The sequence below is a fragment of the Paenibacillus glycanilyticus NBRC 16618 genome (genome assembly GCF_004000805.1).
GTDB classification, from domain to species: Bacteria; Bacillota; Bacilli; order Paenibacillales; family Paenibacillaceae; genus Pristimantibacillus; species Pristimantibacillus glycanilyticus.
In genome coordinates, this window is record NZ_BILY01000011.1 from 97359 (window position 1) to 116130 (window position 18772).

An 18772-nucleotide genomic window follows, 5' to 3' on the forward strand; every position below is an offset into this window, starting at 1 on the left:
CAATCATTCCTTAGCGATGGTTACATCTTTATAGTAGTATTGCAAGATATAAGAGTAGTCATACCCTTGCTGCGCCAGACCTAATGCTCCGTATTGAGATAATCCGATCCCGTGGCCGTTCCCCGATCCGACAAAACGGAAGGAAGGATCCTTGGTTGTCGCGCGGAGCTGGCTGTCTCCGTTCATAACCATAACGTTGCCGTCAGCCTGCGTGACTTTGCCGCCTGCCTGAATCATATAGACAGGCTGCGCGGAAGAAGTCTTCGTGCGGGTCGAGCCGTTAGCCCCAAGCATGGTCACCTTGGCCGTCTCGTCTACCTTAAATAACGTGCTAGGCAAACCGCCAAGCGCCGAACGAAGCGCATCTGGATATTTTACATTGTAAGCCTGTCCATTGACAAGCAATTGGGTAACACGGCCGGATGGTCCAGTTTTTCCGACCTGCAAGGAAGTGATCGGCCCCGTAACGCTCGCCTGCTTCGTCATCGTAGCGAGAAGCTCCGCGGACGTAAACGGACCTTTCACCCAGGACATCGCGTTATTCTCGACCGCTTTGTCCAGAACGGCAACAACCGTTCCTTTATTCACTTGTCCGACTAACGCAACGGAATCTTCCACCTTCGGATTTTTCCGCACTTTGGAGCCGTCCGTATTCACGGTCATCAGCTTAACGCCTGCCGCATTCGTCTGACCCGAATCGGTCAGCAGATCCTCGCGGATATAACCGGTCGCGTTGTTCGGAAGAGCAACGCGGTACCAGGCATACAAGCCTTTCTCCGAAGAGCTGTCCGTCGGGCTGGAAACGCTCTTCAGGTAGGCAACGGAATTGCCCCAAATTTCCGAAGCATCGGCCGTTTTGCCACCGCCGTTCGACGAGAACAAGGCCTCAATAAGCTTGCCGTTGTACAGCATCACTTCGCCGGCCGTCTCGTCCACCGCTTGAATGGTAGCAGGCTTCTCGGTTACAGTGCCTTGATATTCCTGGCTGCTTACGGTATCCACCACATTGGCGATTTGGAAGCCTGAACCCTGGTACAACGCATACGTGCGTGCCGCTACCGCCTGGGCTTTAAGCGCTTCAAGCGGCCATGACGCGATCATCTCTCCGCCTACTACCGAATACAAATATTGCTCGAACGGCAGCTCGTTAACGACGGCCAGCTTGCCGTTAAATTCGCTGACCTCGAATTGCCCCCGGTAAGTCCGGCCGCTGCGTTCCGTCAACTTGATCGCGCTGTCGCCGGCCGGCATGATCCGTACTTTAGCATTATTAACCGGGAACGCGTAAAGCGTAACCGGGTTGTCAGCTTTGCCGCTTAATGTATGGTCGTTGCGTTCCAGAAGATAAGCGGAATCGTCCGCCGTCTTCAGCCCGCTGCCCGCTGCGCCGGCTGCCGTCTTCACGACGTTAAGCTCGGCCGAGCTGGCTGCCGCGCCAACAAACACGGAATAACGCGCATTTGCGCTTCCGTCAGTCTTGCGTACGCCTACGAACGCATCCACTCCCGCTGCGCTAAAGGCATCGGAAGCTTTTACCGCCTCCGCTTCGGAAGCGTAAGTTGTTGCGCTTTCCAGATGGAACGGTCCTTGAATAACCGCTTTAGCGCTTCCGATAAGCTTGCTGATCGTGCTGTCCGCCGACCATTTGGTCATGGCCGCCGCAGCATCTGCCGCATTGCCGTATGTACCTTCCGCTACCTGATAAACCGTCTTTCCTTTTTTCTTCAGGGACGTAATAAAGCCGCTCCCCGACAAGGCTTGCAGCCTCTTATAAACGGCGAGAGCCGTATCAAAGCTTTCCGTCTCGATTACTTTTACCTTGTAGTCGTCCTTCGCAATCCGGGACTGCACATTCGCCCCGGTATTAACCCACGGTACCGTACCCGAAGGATCGCTCATGCCTATCGTTAAACCGCCGGCAGAAGAAAATGTAGCCGCAGCCGTATTTGCCTGATATTTCCCCGGCAATTGCAGATAGATGGCAACACGGATCGTATCAAGCTGCGGAACGGCGCCAAGCGAAGGCTTGGCCCACCAAGTCGATACAAACAAAAGTCCGGCGATCGTAAGCAGGGATAACCGCTTAAACGACCATCGTTGAAATTTCATCAATGATTCCCCTTTCCCTTCTCATGCTGCGAAGGCAAGCTGCACCCATTCACGGAGCAGCTTTGCTCCGTACGTCCAAACCAGTCATAGCGGCGTTTCGCAATGTATCGGTACAACCAATCGCCAATCCGGCTTAAGCCGGGCATGCGGTAAAGCGAGGCAAGCAAGCGGAAGCCTTTTATGGTGCGCAAAATCCGGACAACGCCGTCAGCGCCGGCAAACAGCCGGCCTTTTTCGTCTGCCACATGCATCTTCTCGTATAAGTCCGCTTCGGCAACCTTCTCGATTCCCGGGACACGATTTTCCGCGTCGCCAAGCGATTGAATAGGCACAAAAATCAGATCCGCGTTGGAACGGAGCTCTTGCAGCTTCTTGACCGTTCCCATGCACAAGTTGCAGGTTCCGTCGTATACGACATACAGCTTTTCCCGCTCGCTCCTCATCTTCCTCACCTCTCAGGTATAGGCATGCCGAGATGACGGTAGGCCTGATCCGTCGCGATTCTGCCGCGAGGCGTCCGCTGCAGAAATCCGATCTGCATTAAGTAAGGCTCGTAGACATCCTCAATCGTCTGGCTTTCTTCGCCAATGGACGCGGCAATCGTATCCAGGCCGACCGGACGGCCGGCGAACGTCGTCATCATGGCCAAGAGCATCTTGTGGTCGATACTATCTAGACCCACCGGATCGACTTGCTGCAGCTCCAGCGCGGACTTCGCAATCTCGTGCGTAATAATGCCGTCTCCGCGCACCTGCGCGTAATCGCGTACCCGCTTCAATAGACGGTTCGCGATACGCGGCGTTCCGCGGGAACGCATCGCGATTTCTTCCGATGCTTCTCCGATAATGGCAATGTCAAAAATTTCAGCCGAGCGGGATACGATGTAAGCCAGCTCATCCACCGTATAGAACTCCAATCGGCTGATGACGCCGAACCGGTCGCGCAGCGGCGCCGACAGGAGACCCGCTCTCGTCGTCGCGCCAATCAGCGTAAACGGCGGCAGGTCGAGACGGACGGATCTGGCGCTTGGCCCTTTGCCGATCATAATGTCCAGCGCGAAATCCTCCATCGCCGGATAGAGCACTTCCTCTACCGTCCGGTGAAGGCGATGGATCTCGTCAATGAACAGCACATCGCCCTCCTGCAGATTGGTCAGCAGGGCGGCAAGGTCGCCGGGGCGCTCGATTGCCGGACCCGACGTTGTGCGCAAATTAACGCCAAGCTCGTTGGCGATAATGTTCGACAGCGTTGTTTTCCCGAGCCCGGGAGGCCCGTACAGCAGAACGTGGTCCAGCGCTTCCTTCCGCATCTTGGCTGCGTCTATATAAATCTTTAAATTTTCCTTCGCTTTGGACTGCCCGATATATTCGGCCAGATACCGGGGGCGCAGGCTTAACTCCATGGCCTGCTCATCCATCATCAGGTTAGCGGATATTATCCGATCTTCCACCCTCGCTCAGCTCCTTTATGTTAGCCTTTAAACAGCTGCTGCAAGGCACGTTTCATTAATGAATCCACCGTTTCGTCCACGGTCACCGAAGGGGCCAGGGCGCTCCATGCCTTATCCAGCTCGGCAGCCGTATAACCAAGCGCGGAAAGCCCGTCGCGGGCTTCTTCCCAAGCGGTTCCGGCGCCTTGCTGCGCGCTTGCCGCGGAAACAGGCTGATGAGGCGCAAGCCCCGCTGCGGCGAGCAGCCCGGCATCCGTGGCAAAGCCGGCCAGCTTATCCTTAAGGTCAAGAATCATGCGCTGGGCAGTCTTCTTCCCAATGCCCGGAAGTCTCGTCAGGAATGCGATATTCTCCTGCTGGATCGCCCCGATAACCGCATCCGGACGCCCGCCGGCCAGAATGCCAAGCGCCACTCTCGGACCGATGCCCGACACCTCGAGCAGCTTTCGGAACAAGGTCTGCTCCTCCCTGGACTCAAAGCCGTACAGAAGGATCGCATCCTCGCGGACATGATGGTGAATGTAAATGGTGACGGCATCTTCCTTGCCCGCAAAGGCATACGGATTAGGCGTAAACACCCGGTAGCCGACATCCCTGACATCTAAAACGACATATTCGGATTCTACATGAGAAATAAGTCCGCGTAAAAAATCGATCATCGAAGCACCTCGTTAATTTTTTGCGACAACCCCGAAGAATGGGCATGACAAATCGCTACCGCTAGCGCATCCGCCACATCATCCGGCTTCGGAATGGCCGACAGCTTAAGAAACATTTTGACCATTTCCTGCACCTGGCGCTTCTCTGCTTTCCCGTAACCTACTACGGCCTGCTTCACTTGAAGCGGCGTATACTCCGCTACCGGCAGCCCCCGCTGGGCGGCAGCCAGAATAATAACCCCTCTCGCCTGCCCTACGGAAAATGCCGTGGTTACGTTACGGTTGAAGAACAGCTTCTCCACGGCGACGGTATCCGGCTTATACTTATCCATGAGCGCAACCGCCGACTCATAAATCTGTACAAGCCTCTCCTCCTGAGGCGTATGGGCAGCCGTCTGAATGCAGCCGTATTGGACCGGCTTCAGCTTATGGCCATCCTTATCGATAAAACCAAATCCCGCGATCGCAATGCCGGGGTCTATACCAAGAACGCGCAATCCGCCAACTCCTTTGCGGCAGTCATTACCGCTTCTTATCCGTCCATTATAGCAAAAGATGGACCGTATGAGAACACGCGTTTGAGATCGCCGCCGGGAGGAGCCTATGAAAAAACCTTCCGCTGAAGAACGCGGAAGGTCATGGGCCGATCAATAAGTCGGCTTCATCACTTTTTGGTTGGCGGGTATGGCAAAATCGCTGTAGGTGGACAAAACGCTGTTATATTCGTCCATATCGGTTATCTTAATCCCTTCGGACAAACGGTCTACCTTATCCTGAGGCAGGCTGCTTTCCATATATTTCACGTCCAACTGAAAAAAGGTCTTTACGACCTTCTCTTTTTTGGGAGCTCCCTCAAAGAGAGAAAGGTAGCCTTGTTTATCCAGCCCGATATAGATATTGCCTTTGCAGGATTGCGAGAAATCTTCAATCACCTGCTCAAGCAGGACGGTCTGACCGTCCTGCGACAGCATCGCCGTCCATTCCGGATGAGACACCAGCATGCGTATCACTTCAGCGGAGGTCAATTGGCCAAGCGGCTGCGTTTCCTCTCCGCAAATGTATTGGCGGTGCAGCTGAACGGCGAGCGGCTCCTCACGCTCCTGTAAAATACGGATGAGACCGGGATTACCTTCTCCCGGTTCCTTAACGGCTGCCCCTGCCGCAGCGGCAGCCGGCGTGACGCAAGCAGCTTGTATGAGCACTGTCGCTCCGATTAAGAATGATCCTAAAGTCCACATCGGACGCCGCCCCCGTCGCAGTCTTTTTTTCAATTGCTTCCATAAGCTGAACCTCATCATCATAATAATAGCCCCTTGTATTTCTTTTTGACCTAGTTTAACTCAAAGCTTCCAATAATATGTACGCATAAAGCGAAACGGCTATAGACGTAGTTTTTTAGTAACAGCAAACAGCCTCCTGCCTTTAAAAAGGCAAGAGGCTGTTCTAGATTATGCATTAGCGATTAATCCAAGGCCTGCTGTTGCGATCTGTTTTTTTTGACGATTTTGGAGTAACCGCACGAATTTTAGCCACTTTGCGCGGCTTGGTTTTTTTGATTACCGCTTCGGTTACCGCTTCAATCAATTCTTCTTCCGTACGTTTGCCTCCGCATCCGCATGGATCGTTCTGCGCGCCTGCCGTTTGGCCAGGCCAGTAGGAATACGGACTAAAGCCTTGAGCGCCGGCTACTTGATTGCCGTAATAGCCGTAGCCTGCTGGTGATACGTTAGAGCCGAGTGCAGCCGGGGCGGCATTTGGTCCAAGCGCAAGCGGCGATACATTAGATCCAAGCGCGGCTGGGGATACGTTGGAACCAAACGCTTCTGGCGATACGTTAGATCCAAGCGCGGATGGGGATACGTTCGAGCCTAACGCTTCTGGCGAGAAATTAGATCCAAGCGCGGATGGAGATACGTTCGAGCCTAGCGCTGCAGGCGAGAAATTAGATCCAAGCGCAGCTGGAGAAACGTTCGAGCCTAGCGCTGCAGGTGATACATTTGGTCCCATTTCCGCCGGCGATACCATGCCTGGATGACCGTAGCCGTAGCCGTAATCCGGGCCAACGTTAACCGGGGATACCATTCCGCCGTAACCATAGCCATATTCCGGCCCCATATTTGCCGGAGAAACGGCTCCCGGCCAACCATAACCATACCCGCCTACAGGACCCGTCATTTCAGGACTGACGGCTGTTGGAGCACTATTTTCCCCGAGAGCGGCCGGCGATACATTCTCTGGACCAAAGCTTGCCGGAGATACCGCACCAGGCCAGCCGTAACCAGGTCCCATCTCTGCCGGAGACACCGCCCCTGGCCAGCCGTAGCCGTAACCATGACCCATCTCTGCCGGGGATACTCCCGTCGGGCCATAGCCGTAACCAGGTCCCATCTCTGCCGGGGACACCGCCGTTGGGCCATAGCCGTAACCAGGTCCCATCTCTGCCGGGGACACTGCCCCTGGACCATAGCCGTAACCAGGTCCCATCTCTGCCGGGGACACTGCCCCTGGCCAGCCGTAACCAGGTCCCATCTCTGCTGGGGACACTGCCGTTGGGCCGTAGCCGTAACCATGCTCTGGGCCGACATTTGCCGGAGATACAAAGCCGTAGCCTTGCGTTGGGCTGACTGCAGCAGGGCTTACATTAGTCGGAGCGGCATTGCTGCCCAGAGCCGCCGGTGCAGCATTATTCCCGGCTGCCGCTGGACTTACATTTTCCGCGCCAAGTACCGGAGACGCATTTTCGGAACCAAATACAGCCGGGGATACGTTACCCATGCCGTAACCGTAGCCAGGACCAGCCGCGATAGGCATAGTTCCGGGAGGGCACCATGGCCCTTCGCTTGCAGGGCTGACATTGGATCCTGGCCAACCGCCATGACCGTAACCAAAGCCGGGGCCAACTTGCAACGGAGATACCATTGGCGCCATATTGCCGTAGCCATGATGGGGCTGGGAAGCCGCTTCTACCGCAGGAATCCCGAATTGCTTGAACAGGTCCACGCTTGGCTGAAGCTTAGGCTCCGGCTTGGATTGCATGATTGGCGACACGTTTGGCTTCATATTAGGTTGAACGTTAGCTTCCATGGCAGGCTTCATATTCGGTTTCATGTTCGGCTTCACGTTTGCCGCTTCTTCAGTATGCTTCGCTTTTTTACCCGGCGATTTCTGAATAGGCAGAGCTTTCTTTGCAGGCTGCTCTTTCGCTACCGGGGCTACTGGAGTAACAATTGGCGCCGTTGGCGTTTTCTCGATCGGAGCTACCGGGGCTATTGGAGCGGTTGGCGTTTTTTGAACCGGAGCTTGAGCTGCCGGCATCTGGCCTGTTGGCTTCTTGCCAACCCAATTCTGTACGCCATGCATCAGCGACATCGGATGAAGCGGATGATGCGCATTTCCAGTTCCTTGCGCGGTTACGCCGCCGCCGTTACCCTGTACTTCTGTTGGAGTAGCTGTTTTAGGTATGTTGACAATCTCGCCTGTCAGAAGCACATTCGGGTTCTTAAGCTGCGGATTCGCTTTAATCATGTCTGCCAGGGGCACTCCCCAAGCTTTCGACAGCTTCCAAAGCGTATCCCCTTGTTTCACTACATGCTGATGCATAATGTCCAGTCCTCCTGTCCCGCCGCCAACCTCGTTTGCCGATGGAACCTTCAGCTTCATTCCGACATCCAGCAAATCCGGGTTCGTAATGGAAGGGTTCAGCTTTAAAATGTCTTCAATCGATACATTATGTTTCTGGGCAATGAAATACAATGTATCGCCTTTCTTTACAACATGGATTTTCACTAGCGAAAAACCTCCTGTCACGTTCTTTGTATAACGGCACGGCGAATGCCTGCTATCAATCATTACATCCTATGCAGAACGTAGGCTGGTGTCTCCACCTTCACGCAAAAAAAATAGCGCTGCCCGCAAAAGGGCAACGCTATGGCACGTCATTTCATTACAAAAGCTGCTCGTAAGTAAAGCTTGGATAGCTGCCGAGAATCCGCACCTGGCATCCAAGCGCTTCGATTTCTTCGAGCGCCGAAGGCAAAAGCACCGTATCCAGCGCCATGTCGATATCGATATAAAAATAATAATTGCCCAGCTTTTTCTTCGTCGGGCGGGACTCGATCTTCGACAGGTTGATCTTCCGCCACGCAAACGCGGCAAGCACTTGATGCAAGGCACCGGGATAATCCTCGGGCAGCGTAATCAGGATACTCGTCTTCTGCTTATCGGATTGCCGTGCCGTAAACGGCTCGTTCCCAACCAACAGGAAACGGGTATAGTTATTGTCGTGGTCCGTGATTCCCTGGCTTAGCACATCAAGCCCGTTGTTGACGGCAGCGGTCATCGTGCCAATCGCCGCCCAGCCTTGGCCGGGATTTTCCTTCACGATTTTGACACCCTCCGACGTGCTGCCCGCGGTCTCAATCTCCGCATGCGGGAGCTCGCTCCGCAAAAACTGGAGGCATTGCGCAATCGCAACCGGGTGGCTGATTACTTTCTTGATCTTGCTGAAGTCAATCGCGCCTTCTTCTCCGGCTGCTTCGAAGCCGCGTCCGATCAAATTCTGGATTGAAGGATACACCCATTCCGCCTGGATGGGCAGATCCACCTCATGAACCAGCCAGTCCACATGCAGATTAACGGAGCCTTCAATCGTATTCTCGATGGGAACAACGCTATAATCGCTTACACCGTTTACGGTCGACATGAACACGTCCGCAATCAGGCGGTGATGCTTCCAATTCATGGATTCTCCGGCAAACAGCCGCTTCACTGCTTCATCCGATACAGAGCCGGCCGGAAGTACTGCAATCGTCTTCATCGGACAACCTCTCCCTTGATCCGTTCCATAAGACCTGGAGCAGGGGCTGCCGCATCCTCGACCGTAATAATCGGGCCTTCTTCGCCTGGCTTCAGCCACATGGTCTCTGCTTCGATCCCCTCTTGCTTCAATGTGGCAAGCAGGAATTGCTCCAGCTCGGATTTGCTCTTGCTGTCAGCATCAACAAACGCGATAAGAGTTGGCCCCGCTCCGCTAAGCGCAGCTCCAAGCGCGCCGTATTCGCAGGCCTGCTCCAGAATGGCCGACATGCCGGGAATAAGAGGTGCCCGATAAGGCTGGTGCAGCCGGTCGCGCATCGCATGCCGGATCAGGCCAAGCTCGCCGCTAGCCAGCGCAGCAACAAGAAGGGAGCTGCGTCCGACATTAAATACGGCGTCAGCCATGCTGATTTGCGAAGGCAGGGCGTGACGGGCTTTTTCCGTTGCCAGCTGGAAAGCCGGGATCGCAACAAGCGTCTCCAGCTTTTCATGCGGCGCAAGTCTTACGTAATCCGCACGTTCCCCGTCCCAGGCGGATACAACGATGCCGCCAAACAAGGATGCTCCGACATTGTCCGGATGTCCCTCCAGCTTGGTCGCAAGCTGGAACAGCTTATGATCCGTCAGAGGACTGCCGATCAGCGCATTTGCCGCAGCCAGCGCGCCAACGATAGCGGAAGCGCTGCTTCCGAGGCCTCTCGCAAGCGGAATGTCGCTGTACATCGCAACATCCAGCTCCGGAACGCTCACGCCCGCTTCATCAAATACGAGCTGGGCTACTTTATATAACAGATTCGATTTATCGGTTGGGATGCCTTGCATTTGATCGCCGTACAGCCGGAAGGTTGTAGTCTCCGCTGCCGACATCTCGATCCACGCATAGAGTGAAAGCGCCATGCCAAGCGTATCAAAGCCAGGACCCAGATTCGCCGTGCTGGCCGGCACTTTCACGATTACTCGACGATTATTCATGACGGATAAAGCTCCTTTGTTTGCTTTTGCAATAAATCCTGCTTAAAGTACGGACGGCTTAGCCTTCAACACGGTAAACGCTCTTCACCTTGCGAATAACGTCCAGAGACTCAAACTTCTGCAGAACTTTTTGGATGGCAGCTTTATTCGCATCATGCGTAATCACGATAATTTCGGCATCCGGATTATTCGGATTTGGCTGCTGGAGCACCGATTCGAGGCTTACTTCATACTCGGCGAAAATTTGCGTAATTTGCGCCAGTACGCCCGCGCGGTCATCCACATGCAGGAGCAGGAAATATTTCGAAGAGATCTGCTCGTCGGATTTGAGCTTCTTCTCCTTGTAAGTAAGTATGCCTTGCTTGCCGTTAACGCCAAGCTTCAGGTTTTTCACAACCGCCACAAGGTCGGAAACGATCGAAGTTGCTGTCGGCAGTTCGCCGGCGCCAGGGCCGTAGAACATGGTCTCGCCTACCGCTTCGCCATATACGTAAACCGCGTTGTATACGCCGTTAACCGATGCGATCGGATGCGATTTCTTCACCATTGTCGGCTGTACGCTGATGCTGAACTGGTCATCCTGACGCTCGGCGATGCCAAGCAGCTTCACTTCGTAGCCAAGACGCTTCGCGTACAGGATGTCCTCTTTCGATACTTTCGACATGCCTTGCACGGACACATCGTCAAGCGCTACCTTCGCTCGGAAGCCAAGCGTTGCGAGAATCGTCATTTTGCGTGCCGCATCCAGGCCCTCTACGTCGGAAGTTGGATCCGCTTCGGCATAACCTAGCTCTTGGGCTTCTTTCAGCACATCGCCATAGGATGCGCCTTCAAGGCTCATCTTGGACAAAATGTAGTTCGTCGTACCGTTCACGATACCCATAATCTTCGTAATCCGGTCGGAAGAGAAGCCCTCCACCAGCGTACGGATAATCGGGATACCGCCGGCAACGCTTGCTTCGTACAGGACGTCGCAGCCATGCTCCTGCGCTTTCGCCAGAATTTCAGGGCCGTGCAGCGCCATCAGATCCTTATTTGCGGTTACGACATGCTTGCCGCGGGAAAGAGCTTCCATGATGTATTCTTTCGTGGAACCAATGCCGCCCATTACTTCAACGATAACGTCGATGTCCGGATTGCCGATAATTACCCAAGGATCTTCCGTCAGCTTGTTTGCGTCGATCGAAATGCTGCGGGCTTTGCTTTTATTTTGCACGAGAATTTTCTCGATCACGATCGGGGAGCCGACCTGGCTTTGCAAATCTTCCTGATGTCCTTCAACAATACGCACTACGCCAGTCCCGACTGTACCGAGACCAAGCAAACCTATCTTCACTGGCTTCATACATTTCCCTCCATCTAATCAACCTTGTCCGATAACGGCAGCTTTACGCACGCCTTCCTGGCTGCGAATGACTTCAATCAGCGTTGTTAGTTCCTCATTCAGCTGTGAAATATCTACGGATATAACGACATTGGCCAAACCCTGCAGCGGTATGCTCTGGTTCATCGTCAGCACATTCCCTTCAAGGCTTGCCACAAGAGCCAATACCTTAGATAATACACCGGATCGATGCTCCAAATCCATCGCTATCGTCACGATCCGTTCTCTTTCCAGCTCCTGAAGAGCATAGACGCCGTCTTTATACTTATAAAAGGCGCTTCGGCTAAGTCCTACCTTTTCTACCGCCTCATGCACCGTGGACGCCTCGCCCCGGCCAAGCATCTCTTTGACCTGGATCGTCTTCACGATCGCTTCCGGGAGCATATCCTCACGAACGACATAATAACGTTGCGTCACTATTTCGTCCTCCCTACAAAGACAGATGTTCTTCTATAATGGACATTATATCGGAATATAAGAAATGCGGCAATAGGTAACTGCGATGCTTTTCAATGAAAAAAGACGGCCATTGGCCGTCTCTCCTCTTTTTTTGCTATATTTCATTAACCGTTATAGTCGCTGCCCTCGAAGAATTCGAACGTAAAGTCGGCAATCTGAACCGTATCCCCGTCTCTTGCGCCTTCGCGGCGAAGAGCCGCGTCAACGCCCATTTTGCGCATCATTTGCGCAAAACGCATAATCGCGTCGTACGAGTTCATGTTCATGCGCTTCAGATAATTCTCGATTCTTGCGCCCTGCACGACAAAAATCTCGTCTTCGCGGTGAATCGTAAAGCTGTCGTCCTCGCGCTTCTCGAACGTGAACACTTTGCGTTCCGCGACATCCTTCACTTCTTCTACCGATACTTCTTCCGGAACCGAATCCAGCGTATCCGCCGCTTTGTACAGAAGCTCCTGCACGCCTTGCTTAGTCAGCGAGGAGATCGGCACGATAAGGTATTCCCGGTCGCCGCGAACCTCGTCCAGCTGCTGCTTAAACAGCTCCAGATTGTCGGCCGCCTCCGGCATATCCATCTTGTTCGCCGCAATGATCTGCGGGCGTTCCGACAGCTTTTCGTTGTATTTCACGAGCTCTTCGTTAATTTTGACCCAATCCTCGAATGGATCGCGTCCTTCCGTGCCCGCCATGTCCACGACATGCACGATAACTCTCGTGCGTTCAACATGCCGCAGGAATTCATGGCCAAGCCCTACGCCTTCATGAGCGCCTTCGATCAAGCCCGGAAGATCAGCCATAACAAAGCTGCGTCCGTCGCCAACGTCTACGACGCCAAGATTAGGCGTAATCGTTGTGAAATGGTACGCGCCAATCTTGGGCTTGGCACCGGACACAACCGAGAGAAGCGTCGATTTTCCTACGCTCGGAAAGCCCACAAGACCAACGTCCGCCATCACTTTAAGCTCCAGCGTTACCCAGCGCTCTTGTCCTTCTTCGCCGTTCTCGCAAATATCCGGTGCAGGATTGTTAATCGTTGCGAACCGGATGTTGCCGCGTCCGCCGCGTCCGCCGCGCGCAACGACAACCTCTTGCCCGTGGCGCGTCATGTCGGCGATAATTTCCTGCGTATCGTCATCCACAATGACAGTTCCCGGAGGGATGCGGATGATCATGTCGTCCGCGCTGGCGCCATGCATCGATTTTACTTTGCCGCGCTCTCCTGCCGGTCCTTTGAAATGCTTCTGGTAACGGAAGTCCATCAGCGTTCTGAGGCCCTCGTCCACCCGGAAAATAACGTCGCCGCCATTTCCGCCGTCGCCGCCCGCAGGTCCGCCTTCAGGCACGTATTTCTCGCGGCGGTAAGACACGATCCCGTTGCCCCCGTTGCCGCCTTTTACAAATATCTTCGCTTTATCGACAAACATGTTTTGCCCCCGTTCAAGCGCGCCATTCCGCTTTTAATACCAATTTCCGCTGCGGATGCTCCACATCGACCGGCAATAAAGACGCGCCTTCCAACTGCTGTTTTATTTTATCCGCAAGCTGTTGCTCGCTGGTTAAGTCGCCCTCGTAATAAAAAGCTGCAATCAGCATCTCCTCTTCGCGGGAGAGCTGCATAGTAAGCACTGCCGGATCGCCGTATCCTGTCTTCACCGAAAAACGGTAGGCGTTGATCAGATTGATCAAGGCTTCCGCAATAGGCTTTCCCCCATCTTCCAGCTCGTTCAGGTAAATGCCTTCGTCCAGCTTCACCTGAAGCTGCATGGCATTGGTGAGGGTACGGAAGGATTGTATATAGCTGATCAGCGACGGAACGCCAAGCTTTGCGATTTGGCTCTCTTCCGTCATTCTAGCCCTTATTTTCTCCACGTATTCCACGGTTTTATCCAGCTTGTTCATCCGTATGTAACCAAACAATACTTGGAGATCGTTCATCCAATCGTGCCGGTGGTGATTCAGCGTCTTTACGCTGGCCGTTTGCAGCATATAGACGGTCCGTGCCAGCCTTTGTTCCTGTTCCTTGCGTTCTGTCCTGATCCAAAATACCGCAGCTGCTATTGTCCATAAGAGAAAAAGTGCAACCAGCCATACCGAAGAAGGCCAAATGAGCGCAGCCGCACCGGGCAGCACAACGGAAGCCGCTGCCGACTGTCTCGCCATTCTAATGCGATCCATCCTGATCGTTCCCACTTTCTGCTTGATTCCTAGCTAAACCAGTATAGCATGCGAATTCGGTAGCCGAAAGATCTAAAACCAAGGTGAAACATCTTCGCTATCATAATACTCTTTAAATTAAACAAAAACCCCGGCCTGTTCATCAGGCCGGGGCACTTGGTGCTATTAAGCTTCTACTGCTGCGGCTACCGGAGCCAGATCAACAGGGTACACGCTCACTTTTTTGCGATCGCGTCCCAGACGTTCGAACTTCACTACGCCTTCAACCAGTGCGAACAGCGTGTCGTCTTTACCGATACCCACGTTAGTACCTGGGTGAATCTTCGTACCGCGTTGGCGGAACAAGATGCTGCCAGCGGATACGACTTGACCGTCAGCGCGTTTAGCGCCAAGACGTTTCGAATGGCTGTCGCGGCCGTTCTTAGTAGAACCTACACCTTTCTTCGATGCGAAAAGCTGAAGATCTAATTTCAACATGGTGTTTCCCTCCTTCTTTAAAGAAGTTGATCATGAATTACGACGTATTTGCCGTAAGTTTTTGCGATTGTGCCGAGCATAACGACCATCGATTCGAGCAACAGCTGCACTTTGTCGTCAATTTCCTTATCCGGCTGCTCCGGAATGTCCGACGATAGCCAGCCATCCTTCATCTTAGCGGGTAATTCCACTGTCGCCAAAGCCTCGATAGCGTTGACGGTTCCGACCGAAACGGCCGACACCCCGGCGCAGATAATATCCTTGCCGCGGTCTGCATATTTAGCGTGTCCGGAGATCGCGAAAGATACAATCCGTCTGTCAGCGGCTCTACGTTTCACTGTAACGGAAATCATAAGAAAGTCCTCTTACGCTTGGATTTTCTCGATTGTTACTTTAGTGAACGGTTGACGATGACCTTGCTTGCGGCGGTAGTTCTTTTTGGCTTTGTATTTGTAAACGATGATCTTTTGGCCTTTACCTTGTTTCTCGACTTTGCCGGAAACCGTAGCGCCGGAAACAACTGGAGTACCAGTTACGAGACCTTCGCCGTTAGATACTGCCAATACACGATCAAACGTTACGCTTTCGCCTTCAGTTACGTTCAGTTTTTCGATGTAGATTACATCGCCCTCTTGAACTTTGTATTGCTTGCCGCCAGTTTCGATAATTGCGAACATGAGTTGCACCTCCTTATTGTCGAAGACTCGCCTAATCCAGGTGGCTGCAGCAAAAAGCCGCGGCGCTTATACCCGATTGGAGCGGTTCATGCATGTCCACACAGTTATAGGATGAGACATACTAGAACATTCTATCACACTATGCCTAACCAATCAACTATTACCTAGGAATGAATTGAAGATTTCTTTCCCGTTCCGCCGCATGCCGGGCATCGCTCGGTTAACTGCCGCGCGGCATTGTCCCGGGCTTTCCTTCTCGTTAATTCAAGAAGTCCAAGTCTTGTCCAGCCGAACACCGTGCATTTGGTCCGGTCCTTTTTCGCCCATTCCGACAGTCTGGCCATAACCTTCTCCCGGTTGGACTCATTCTCCATATCAATAAAATCGATAACGATAATGCCGCCTACGTCACGAATCCGAAGCAGCCTTGCGATCTCGTCCGCCGCTTCCATGTTTGTCTTGAAAACCGTGTCCTCAAGTCCTGTAGCTCCAATGTACTTTGCCGTATTTACGTCAATTACGGTTAAGGCCTCCGTCTCATCCCAGACGAGGGAGCCGCCGCTTTCAAGACGGATGCGGGACGAAAAAGCCGCCTCAATCTGATCGGTTACCCCAAATCGGTCGAATAAAGAAACCTTTTCCTTCCGGGCTTCAAACAGCTTCAACCGTCCGGCAAGATGCGGAGTCATCTCTTTCAGAAGCGAGACCGCTTCGCTGTAACGGGAAGGATCGTCCAGCCACACCTCATCCATATCGTCCGTCAGCGTATCTCTTACCGCCCGACGGAGCAGCCCCGCTTCGCGGTGCAGCTCCGCAGGCGCCTTCGCATGTTCGGAGCGCTGCAGCACGCTTGTCCACAGCTGACGCAGCTGATCAACGTCGGCTCCAAGCGATTCCTCGCATTCGCCTTCCGCCGCGGTACGCATAATTATGCCTTCTTCGCCTTGCCTCAGCCGCTCGCCAATCATCCGGATCCGCGATCGTTCGCTTTCGGCCATAATTTTCTTCGATACTCCGACATAACCGGCAATCGGCATATAGACCAGCCAACGGCCAGGCAGCGTAAAATGCGTCGTTACGCGGGCGCCCTTGCTGCCCATCGGTTCCTTCATCACTTGCACAACAAGCTCTTGACCGGGCTTTACCAGCTCCGTAATGGAGGGTTTGTGCTCCGGCTGTTTCTCCAAATGCGGATGCAACAGATCATCTATGTATAGAAACGCGTTTTTTCCCAGACCAATATCTACGAAAGCGGCCTGCATGCCTGGCAGAACATTGACTACTCGTCCCTTGTATACATTACCGACTAATCCGCTGCTCTCCGACTGTTCCATAAAAAAATCGATAAGCCGACCGTCCATCAGCACGGCGGTCTGCAGCAGCTCGCCGTGTCCGTGCATTAACATCCGCTTCATTCCCGAATATCAACCGCCTTACTTTTTGTCATCTACTCTATTCTACACCAAGGCTCCTAAGCGAAAAAGTGGTCTATTTTACCTCTATCGAAAAAGTTCGATAACAGCCCGGTTCGGATCCGGCTCGGTCAAATAGCGGTCAACGATTTCTTTCTCGGGGACAACCTTGACGACTCGGCCTTCCAGTTCCATCAAATAATAGAGATGGTACTGTTCCCGCCATAATAGACGAACAACGCCAATAATTGGTTGCTTTAAATTTACAATTATTGGTCGAGCCAGCGCGCCACGCGAGATAGCACGCACGGCAACCTTGTCGCGGTGCATCAGGAAACGGACGAACAAATACGGCATGTTGCGGTAGTACGTCCAATTCGTCATCAGCAGGAACAAGCCAACGACAAGCAGATTAAGCTGAATGCCGGTATCCGGCCGGAATGCGGTAGACAATGCATAGCCAATCATCAGTATGCTGAGGCCAATGCTGATCCGGGAGGTCCATTTCATCATGGAATAGTAAGTAAAGCCATAGCTGAAGGCAGCCTGCATCAACTTGCCTCCATCCAGGGGATAAATAGGCAGCAGGTTAAATAAGCCGATCATGAGATTTGCTTGCCACACGTAGGAAGCCCATTCCGGATCCCACAAGCCCAGCTGGCCGCAGCCCCAGGCGGCTAGTCCCATCCATACGTTTTGAAGAGGACCCGCGATGGCGATCAACGCATCCTGCTTGGCCGGAATGCTGCCCGCATCTTCGATCTCCGCAACGCCGCCAAAGGGAAGCAGCTTCACTTCCCGCACCGTCAAATCAAAGCCTCTTGCAACCACGACATGTCCAATCTCATGGACTAGCACGATCAGAAATAAAGTGAAGAGCTCGGCGAAATAGCCGGTCACAACAGAACCAATCATGACAAGCACAAACAGCGGATGAACGGACCAGCGGATGCCCTTCCATTTAATCAATCGGAATCACGCCCACGGGATCGACGTATTGGTTATTTTGCCGCACGGCAAAATAAAGAAGACTTGGCTCCTCGCTTGTCGTTTCTTTCAGCGTCCCTATTCCGTCGCCCGCTTCGACCCAATCATTTTGTTTAACGGTTGCCGCCCCCAGCTTGCCATACACCGAATCACGGCCGTTTGCATGCTCGATTACAACCGTAACGCCGCTGCCGTTCTCCGCTTCGGATACGACCAGGACTCTGCCCGTCTCGATGGCCGATACCTGCTCCTTGGACGTGCCCGCCAGCTCAACCCCGTTCAGGAGCTCGGCAAAGGTGCGGACGATGGCACCGTCCGGAAGAGGAGACACAACGGGCAATTCCACTGAACCGTTCGCGGATTCCGCTTCTTTCGCATTATGGTTGAATATCGGAATAAAAGACGGCGCGCCGGCAAAAGTCTCTTTATACCACGTAGCGACAGCCGTAAAATCCATTTCATCCGTTAAAGCATTTTTGACGATGGCTTGCCCCTTCTGCGCAAGCGGCGATTCATTGTGAAAAACGCCCCAGATCCCTGCAAACAGAAGGGCCGCTACAATGACCTTCCATTTCAGTTCGCTGCGGAAAAAGGGCCTCTTGCCGCCTCCGTCACCCGACTCGTAGATCGAAGCGAAATCGCCTCCATAACGGCCGCCTTTTCCTTTTCCGTCTCCGGACTCCCATCCAAGCCACGGATGCGGATTTGTTTTCCACAGCTTCTCCGGGTCAAGCTCATCCCCGCCGCCCGTATCCATGTGATAAGGTACAGGTAAAAAAGACTCCTCCTCGTACCTTGCGTTCTGCTTCTCCCGGACCGGTCTATTTTTGGCCGGCATCACCTGATGCTTCTGCTCTTGCATACGCTCCTGCTGCTGCCACAGCTTGGCCTGCTTTTCCTGCTGCTCCAGCAGCTGTCTGATTTTCTCCTGTCGCCGCTCTCTTATACCGTCTTTTTTACTCATCGAATAGCCTCCCTCTCGCAAGACAAGCCGGCTGGCATTGGCGCAGCCCACATTTCCTTTCTACATAAATATGTGGCCAAGCTGACAAGTATGCTGCGCCAGAAACTGCGCAGTTGAATGTTCTTCGATCGCTGTTGTTCCCGGATTCCTTGAATTTACTGGTCAATGGTTGGAATCCGGAGAACAAAGGCGAACGCTGCAGCTTCTTCAGAATCATTCAACTGCTCCGTTT

The 18772-nt window shown here is 53.4% G+C and carries 19 protein-coding genes; all 19 read right to left on the reverse strand.

The genetic code is table 11. The annotated features are described in order from the left end of the window. Positions 1-3: 3 nt before the first annotated feature. Positions 4-2109 carry a SpoIID/LytB domain-containing protein gene (locus PGL01S_RS11255; protein ID WP_127494550.1) on the reverse strand — a complete coding sequence of 702 codons (2106 nt, stop codon included), beginning with the start codon at positions 2107-2109 and terminating at the stop codon, positions 4-6. Beyond that, positions 2109-2552, reverse strand: a complete 444-nt coding sequence (locus tag PGL01S_RS11260; protein WP_127494552.1) for a thiol-disulfide oxidoreductase DCC family protein — start codon at positions 2550-2552, stop codon at positions 2109-2111. The genes PGL01S_RS11255 and PGL01S_RS11260 overlap by 1 nt, the downstream gene beginning before the upstream one ends. A gap of 5 nt (positions 2553-2557) precedes the next feature. After that, a complete protein-coding gene (gene ruvB / locus PGL01S_RS11265; protein WP_127494555.1) occupies positions 2558-3559 on the reverse strand; it encodes a Holliday junction branch migration DNA helicase RuvB in 1002 nt (333 codons plus the stop codon). Positions 3560-3579: 20 nt separating this feature from the next. Then, positions 3580-4218: a Holliday junction branch migration protein RuvA gene (ruvA, locus tag PGL01S_RS11270; protein WP_127494557.1), complete on the reverse strand. Its 639-nt coding sequence runs from the start codon at positions 4216-4218 to the stop codon at positions 3580-3582. Then, entirely contained in the window at positions 4215-4715 is a 501-nt protein-coding gene (gene ruvC, locus PGL01S_RS11275) for a crossover junction endodeoxyribonuclease RuvC (protein ID WP_127494559.1), read from the reverse strand. The genes ruvA and ruvC overlap by 4 nt, the downstream gene beginning before the upstream one ends. A 150-nt stretch (positions 4716-4865) precedes the next feature. Beyond that, the gene (locus PGL01S_RS11280; protein ID WP_164775442.1) at positions 4866-5456 is read right to left on the reverse strand and encodes a BofC C-terminal domain-containing protein; all 591 of its coding nucleotides are present in this window, start codon (positions 5454-5456) and stop codon (positions 4866-4868) included. Between the two features lie 217 nt (positions 5457-5673). Beyond that, positions 5674-8004: a LysM peptidoglycan-binding domain-containing protein gene (locus tag PGL01S_RS11285; protein WP_174806552.1), complete on the reverse strand. Its 2331-nt coding sequence runs from the start codon at positions 8002-8004 to the stop codon at positions 5674-5676. A 157-nt stretch (positions 8005-8161) separates the two neighbouring features. After that, complete coding sequence (gene pheA / locus PGL01S_RS11290) at positions 8162-9034, reverse strand: prephenate dehydratase (RefSeq protein WP_127494565.1); 873 nt, start codon at positions 9032-9034, stop codon at positions 8162-8164. Then, positions 9031-10005, reverse strand: coding sequence for a homoserine kinase (gene thrB, locus PGL01S_RS11295; RefSeq protein WP_127494567.1), 975 nt, complete (start codon positions 10003-10005; stop codon positions 9031-9033). The genes pheA and thrB overlap by 4 nt, the downstream gene beginning before the upstream one ends. A gap of 58 nt (positions 10006-10063) precedes the next feature. Further along, entirely contained in the window at positions 10064-11350 is a 1287-nt protein-coding gene (locus PGL01S_RS11300; protein WP_127494569.1) for a homoserine dehydrogenase, read from the reverse strand. An 18-nt stretch (positions 11351-11368) separates the two neighbouring features. Then, a complete protein-coding gene (locus tag PGL01S_RS11305) occupies positions 11369-11806 on the reverse strand; it encodes an ACT domain-containing protein (RefSeq protein WP_127494571.1) in 438 nt (145 codons plus the stop codon). Positions 11807-11952: 146 nt separating this feature from the next. Next, positions 11953-13272, reverse strand: a complete 1320-nt coding sequence (gene obgE / locus PGL01S_RS11310; protein ID WP_127494573.1) for a GTPase ObgE — start codon at positions 13270-13272, stop codon at positions 11953-11955. 13 nt (positions 13273-13285) lie between these two features. After that, a complete protein-coding gene (locus PGL01S_RS11315) occupies positions 13286-14023 on the reverse strand; it encodes a Spo0B domain-containing protein (protein ID WP_127494575.1) in 738 nt (245 codons plus the stop codon). A gap of 165 nt (positions 14024-14188) precedes the next feature. Then, positions 14189-14500 carry a 50S ribosomal protein L27 gene (rpmA, locus tag PGL01S_RS11320; protein WP_015845972.1) on the reverse strand — a complete coding sequence of 104 codons (312 nt, stop codon included), beginning with the start codon at positions 14498-14500 and terminating at the stop codon, positions 14189-14191. Between the two features lie 17 nt (positions 14501-14517). Further along, entirely contained in the window at positions 14518-14853 is a 336-nt protein-coding gene (locus PGL01S_RS11325) for a ribosomal-processing cysteine protease Prp (RefSeq protein WP_127494577.1), read from the reverse strand. Positions 14854-14865: 12 nt separating this feature from the next. Beyond that, positions 14866-15177 carry a 50S ribosomal protein L21 gene (gene rplU / locus PGL01S_RS11330; RefSeq protein ID WP_015845974.1) on the reverse strand — a complete coding sequence of 104 codons (312 nt, stop codon included), beginning with the start codon at positions 15175-15177 and terminating at the stop codon, positions 14866-14868. 164 nt (positions 15178-15341) lie between these two features. After that, entirely contained in the window at positions 15342-16592 is a 1251-nt protein-coding gene (locus tag PGL01S_RS11335) for an Rne/Rng family ribonuclease (RefSeq protein ID WP_244935566.1), read from the reverse strand. 84 nt (positions 16593-16676) lie between these two features. Beyond that, positions 16677-17558, reverse strand: coding sequence for a M50 family metallopeptidase (locus tag PGL01S_RS11340; protein ID WP_127494580.1), 882 nt, complete (start codon positions 17556-17558; stop codon positions 16677-16679). Then, positions 17551-18540, reverse strand: a complete 990-nt coding sequence (locus PGL01S_RS11345) for a M23 family metallopeptidase (protein ID WP_127494582.1) — start codon at positions 18538-18540, stop codon at positions 17551-17553. Before PGL01S_RS11345 ends, PGL01S_RS11340 begins: the two co-directional genes overlap by 8 nt. Positions 18541-18772: the final 232 nt, after the last annotated feature.

Coding starts and splice junctions, on each gene's coding strand:
- rplU (WP_015845974.1), bottom strand. CDS start 15,177: ATGTTCGCAATTATCGAAACTGGCGGCAAGCAATACAAAGTTCAAGAG.
- PGL01S_RS11280 (WP_164775442.1), bottom strand. CDS start 5,456: ATGTGGACTTTAGGATCATTCTTAATCGGAGCGACAGTGCTCATACAA.
- PGL01S_RS11260 (WP_127494552.1), bottom strand. CDS start 2,552: ATGAGGAGCGAGCGGGAAAAGCTGTATGTCGTATACGACGGAACCTGC.
- pheA (WP_127494565.1), bottom strand. CDS start 9,034: ATGAAGACGATTGCAGTACTTCCGGCCGGCTCTGTATCGGATGAAGCA.
- thrB (WP_127494567.1), bottom strand. CDS start 10,005: ATGAATAATCGTCGAGTAATCGTGAAAGTGCCGGCCAGCACGGCGAAT.
- PGL01S_RS11335 (WP_244935566.1), bottom strand. CDS start 16,592: ATGAAGCGGATGTTAATGCACGGACACGGCGAGCTGCTGCAGACCGCC.
- ruvA (WP_127494557.1), bottom strand. CDS start 4,218: ATGATCGATTTTTTACGCGGACTTATTTCTCATGTAGAATCCGAATAT.
- PGL01S_RS11325 (WP_127494577.1), bottom strand. CDS start 14,853: ATGATTTCCGTTACAGTGAAACGTAGAGCCGCTGACAGACGGATTGTA.
- PGL01S_RS11315 (WP_127494575.1), bottom strand. CDS start 14,023: ATGGATCGCATTAGAATGGCGAGACAGTCGGCAGCGGCTTCCGTTGTG.
- PGL01S_RS11300 (WP_127494569.1), bottom strand. CDS start 11,350: ATGAAGCCAGTGAAGATAGGTTTGCTTGGTCTCGGTACAGTCGGGACT.
- rpmA (WP_015845972.1), bottom strand. CDS start 14,500: ATGTTGAAATTAGATCTTCAGCTTTTCGCATCGAAGAAAGGTGTAGGT.
- obgE (WP_127494573.1), bottom strand. CDS start 13,272: ATGTTTGTCGATAAAGCGAAGATATTTGTAAAAGGCGGCAACGGGGGC.
- PGL01S_RS11255 (WP_127494550.1), bottom strand. CDS start 2,109: ATGAAATTTCAACGATGGTCGTTTAAGCGGTTATCCCTGCTTACGATC.
- PGL01S_RS11345 (WP_127494582.1), bottom strand. CDS start 18,540: ATGAGTAAAAAAGACGGTATAAGAGAGCGGCGACAGGAGAAAATCAGA.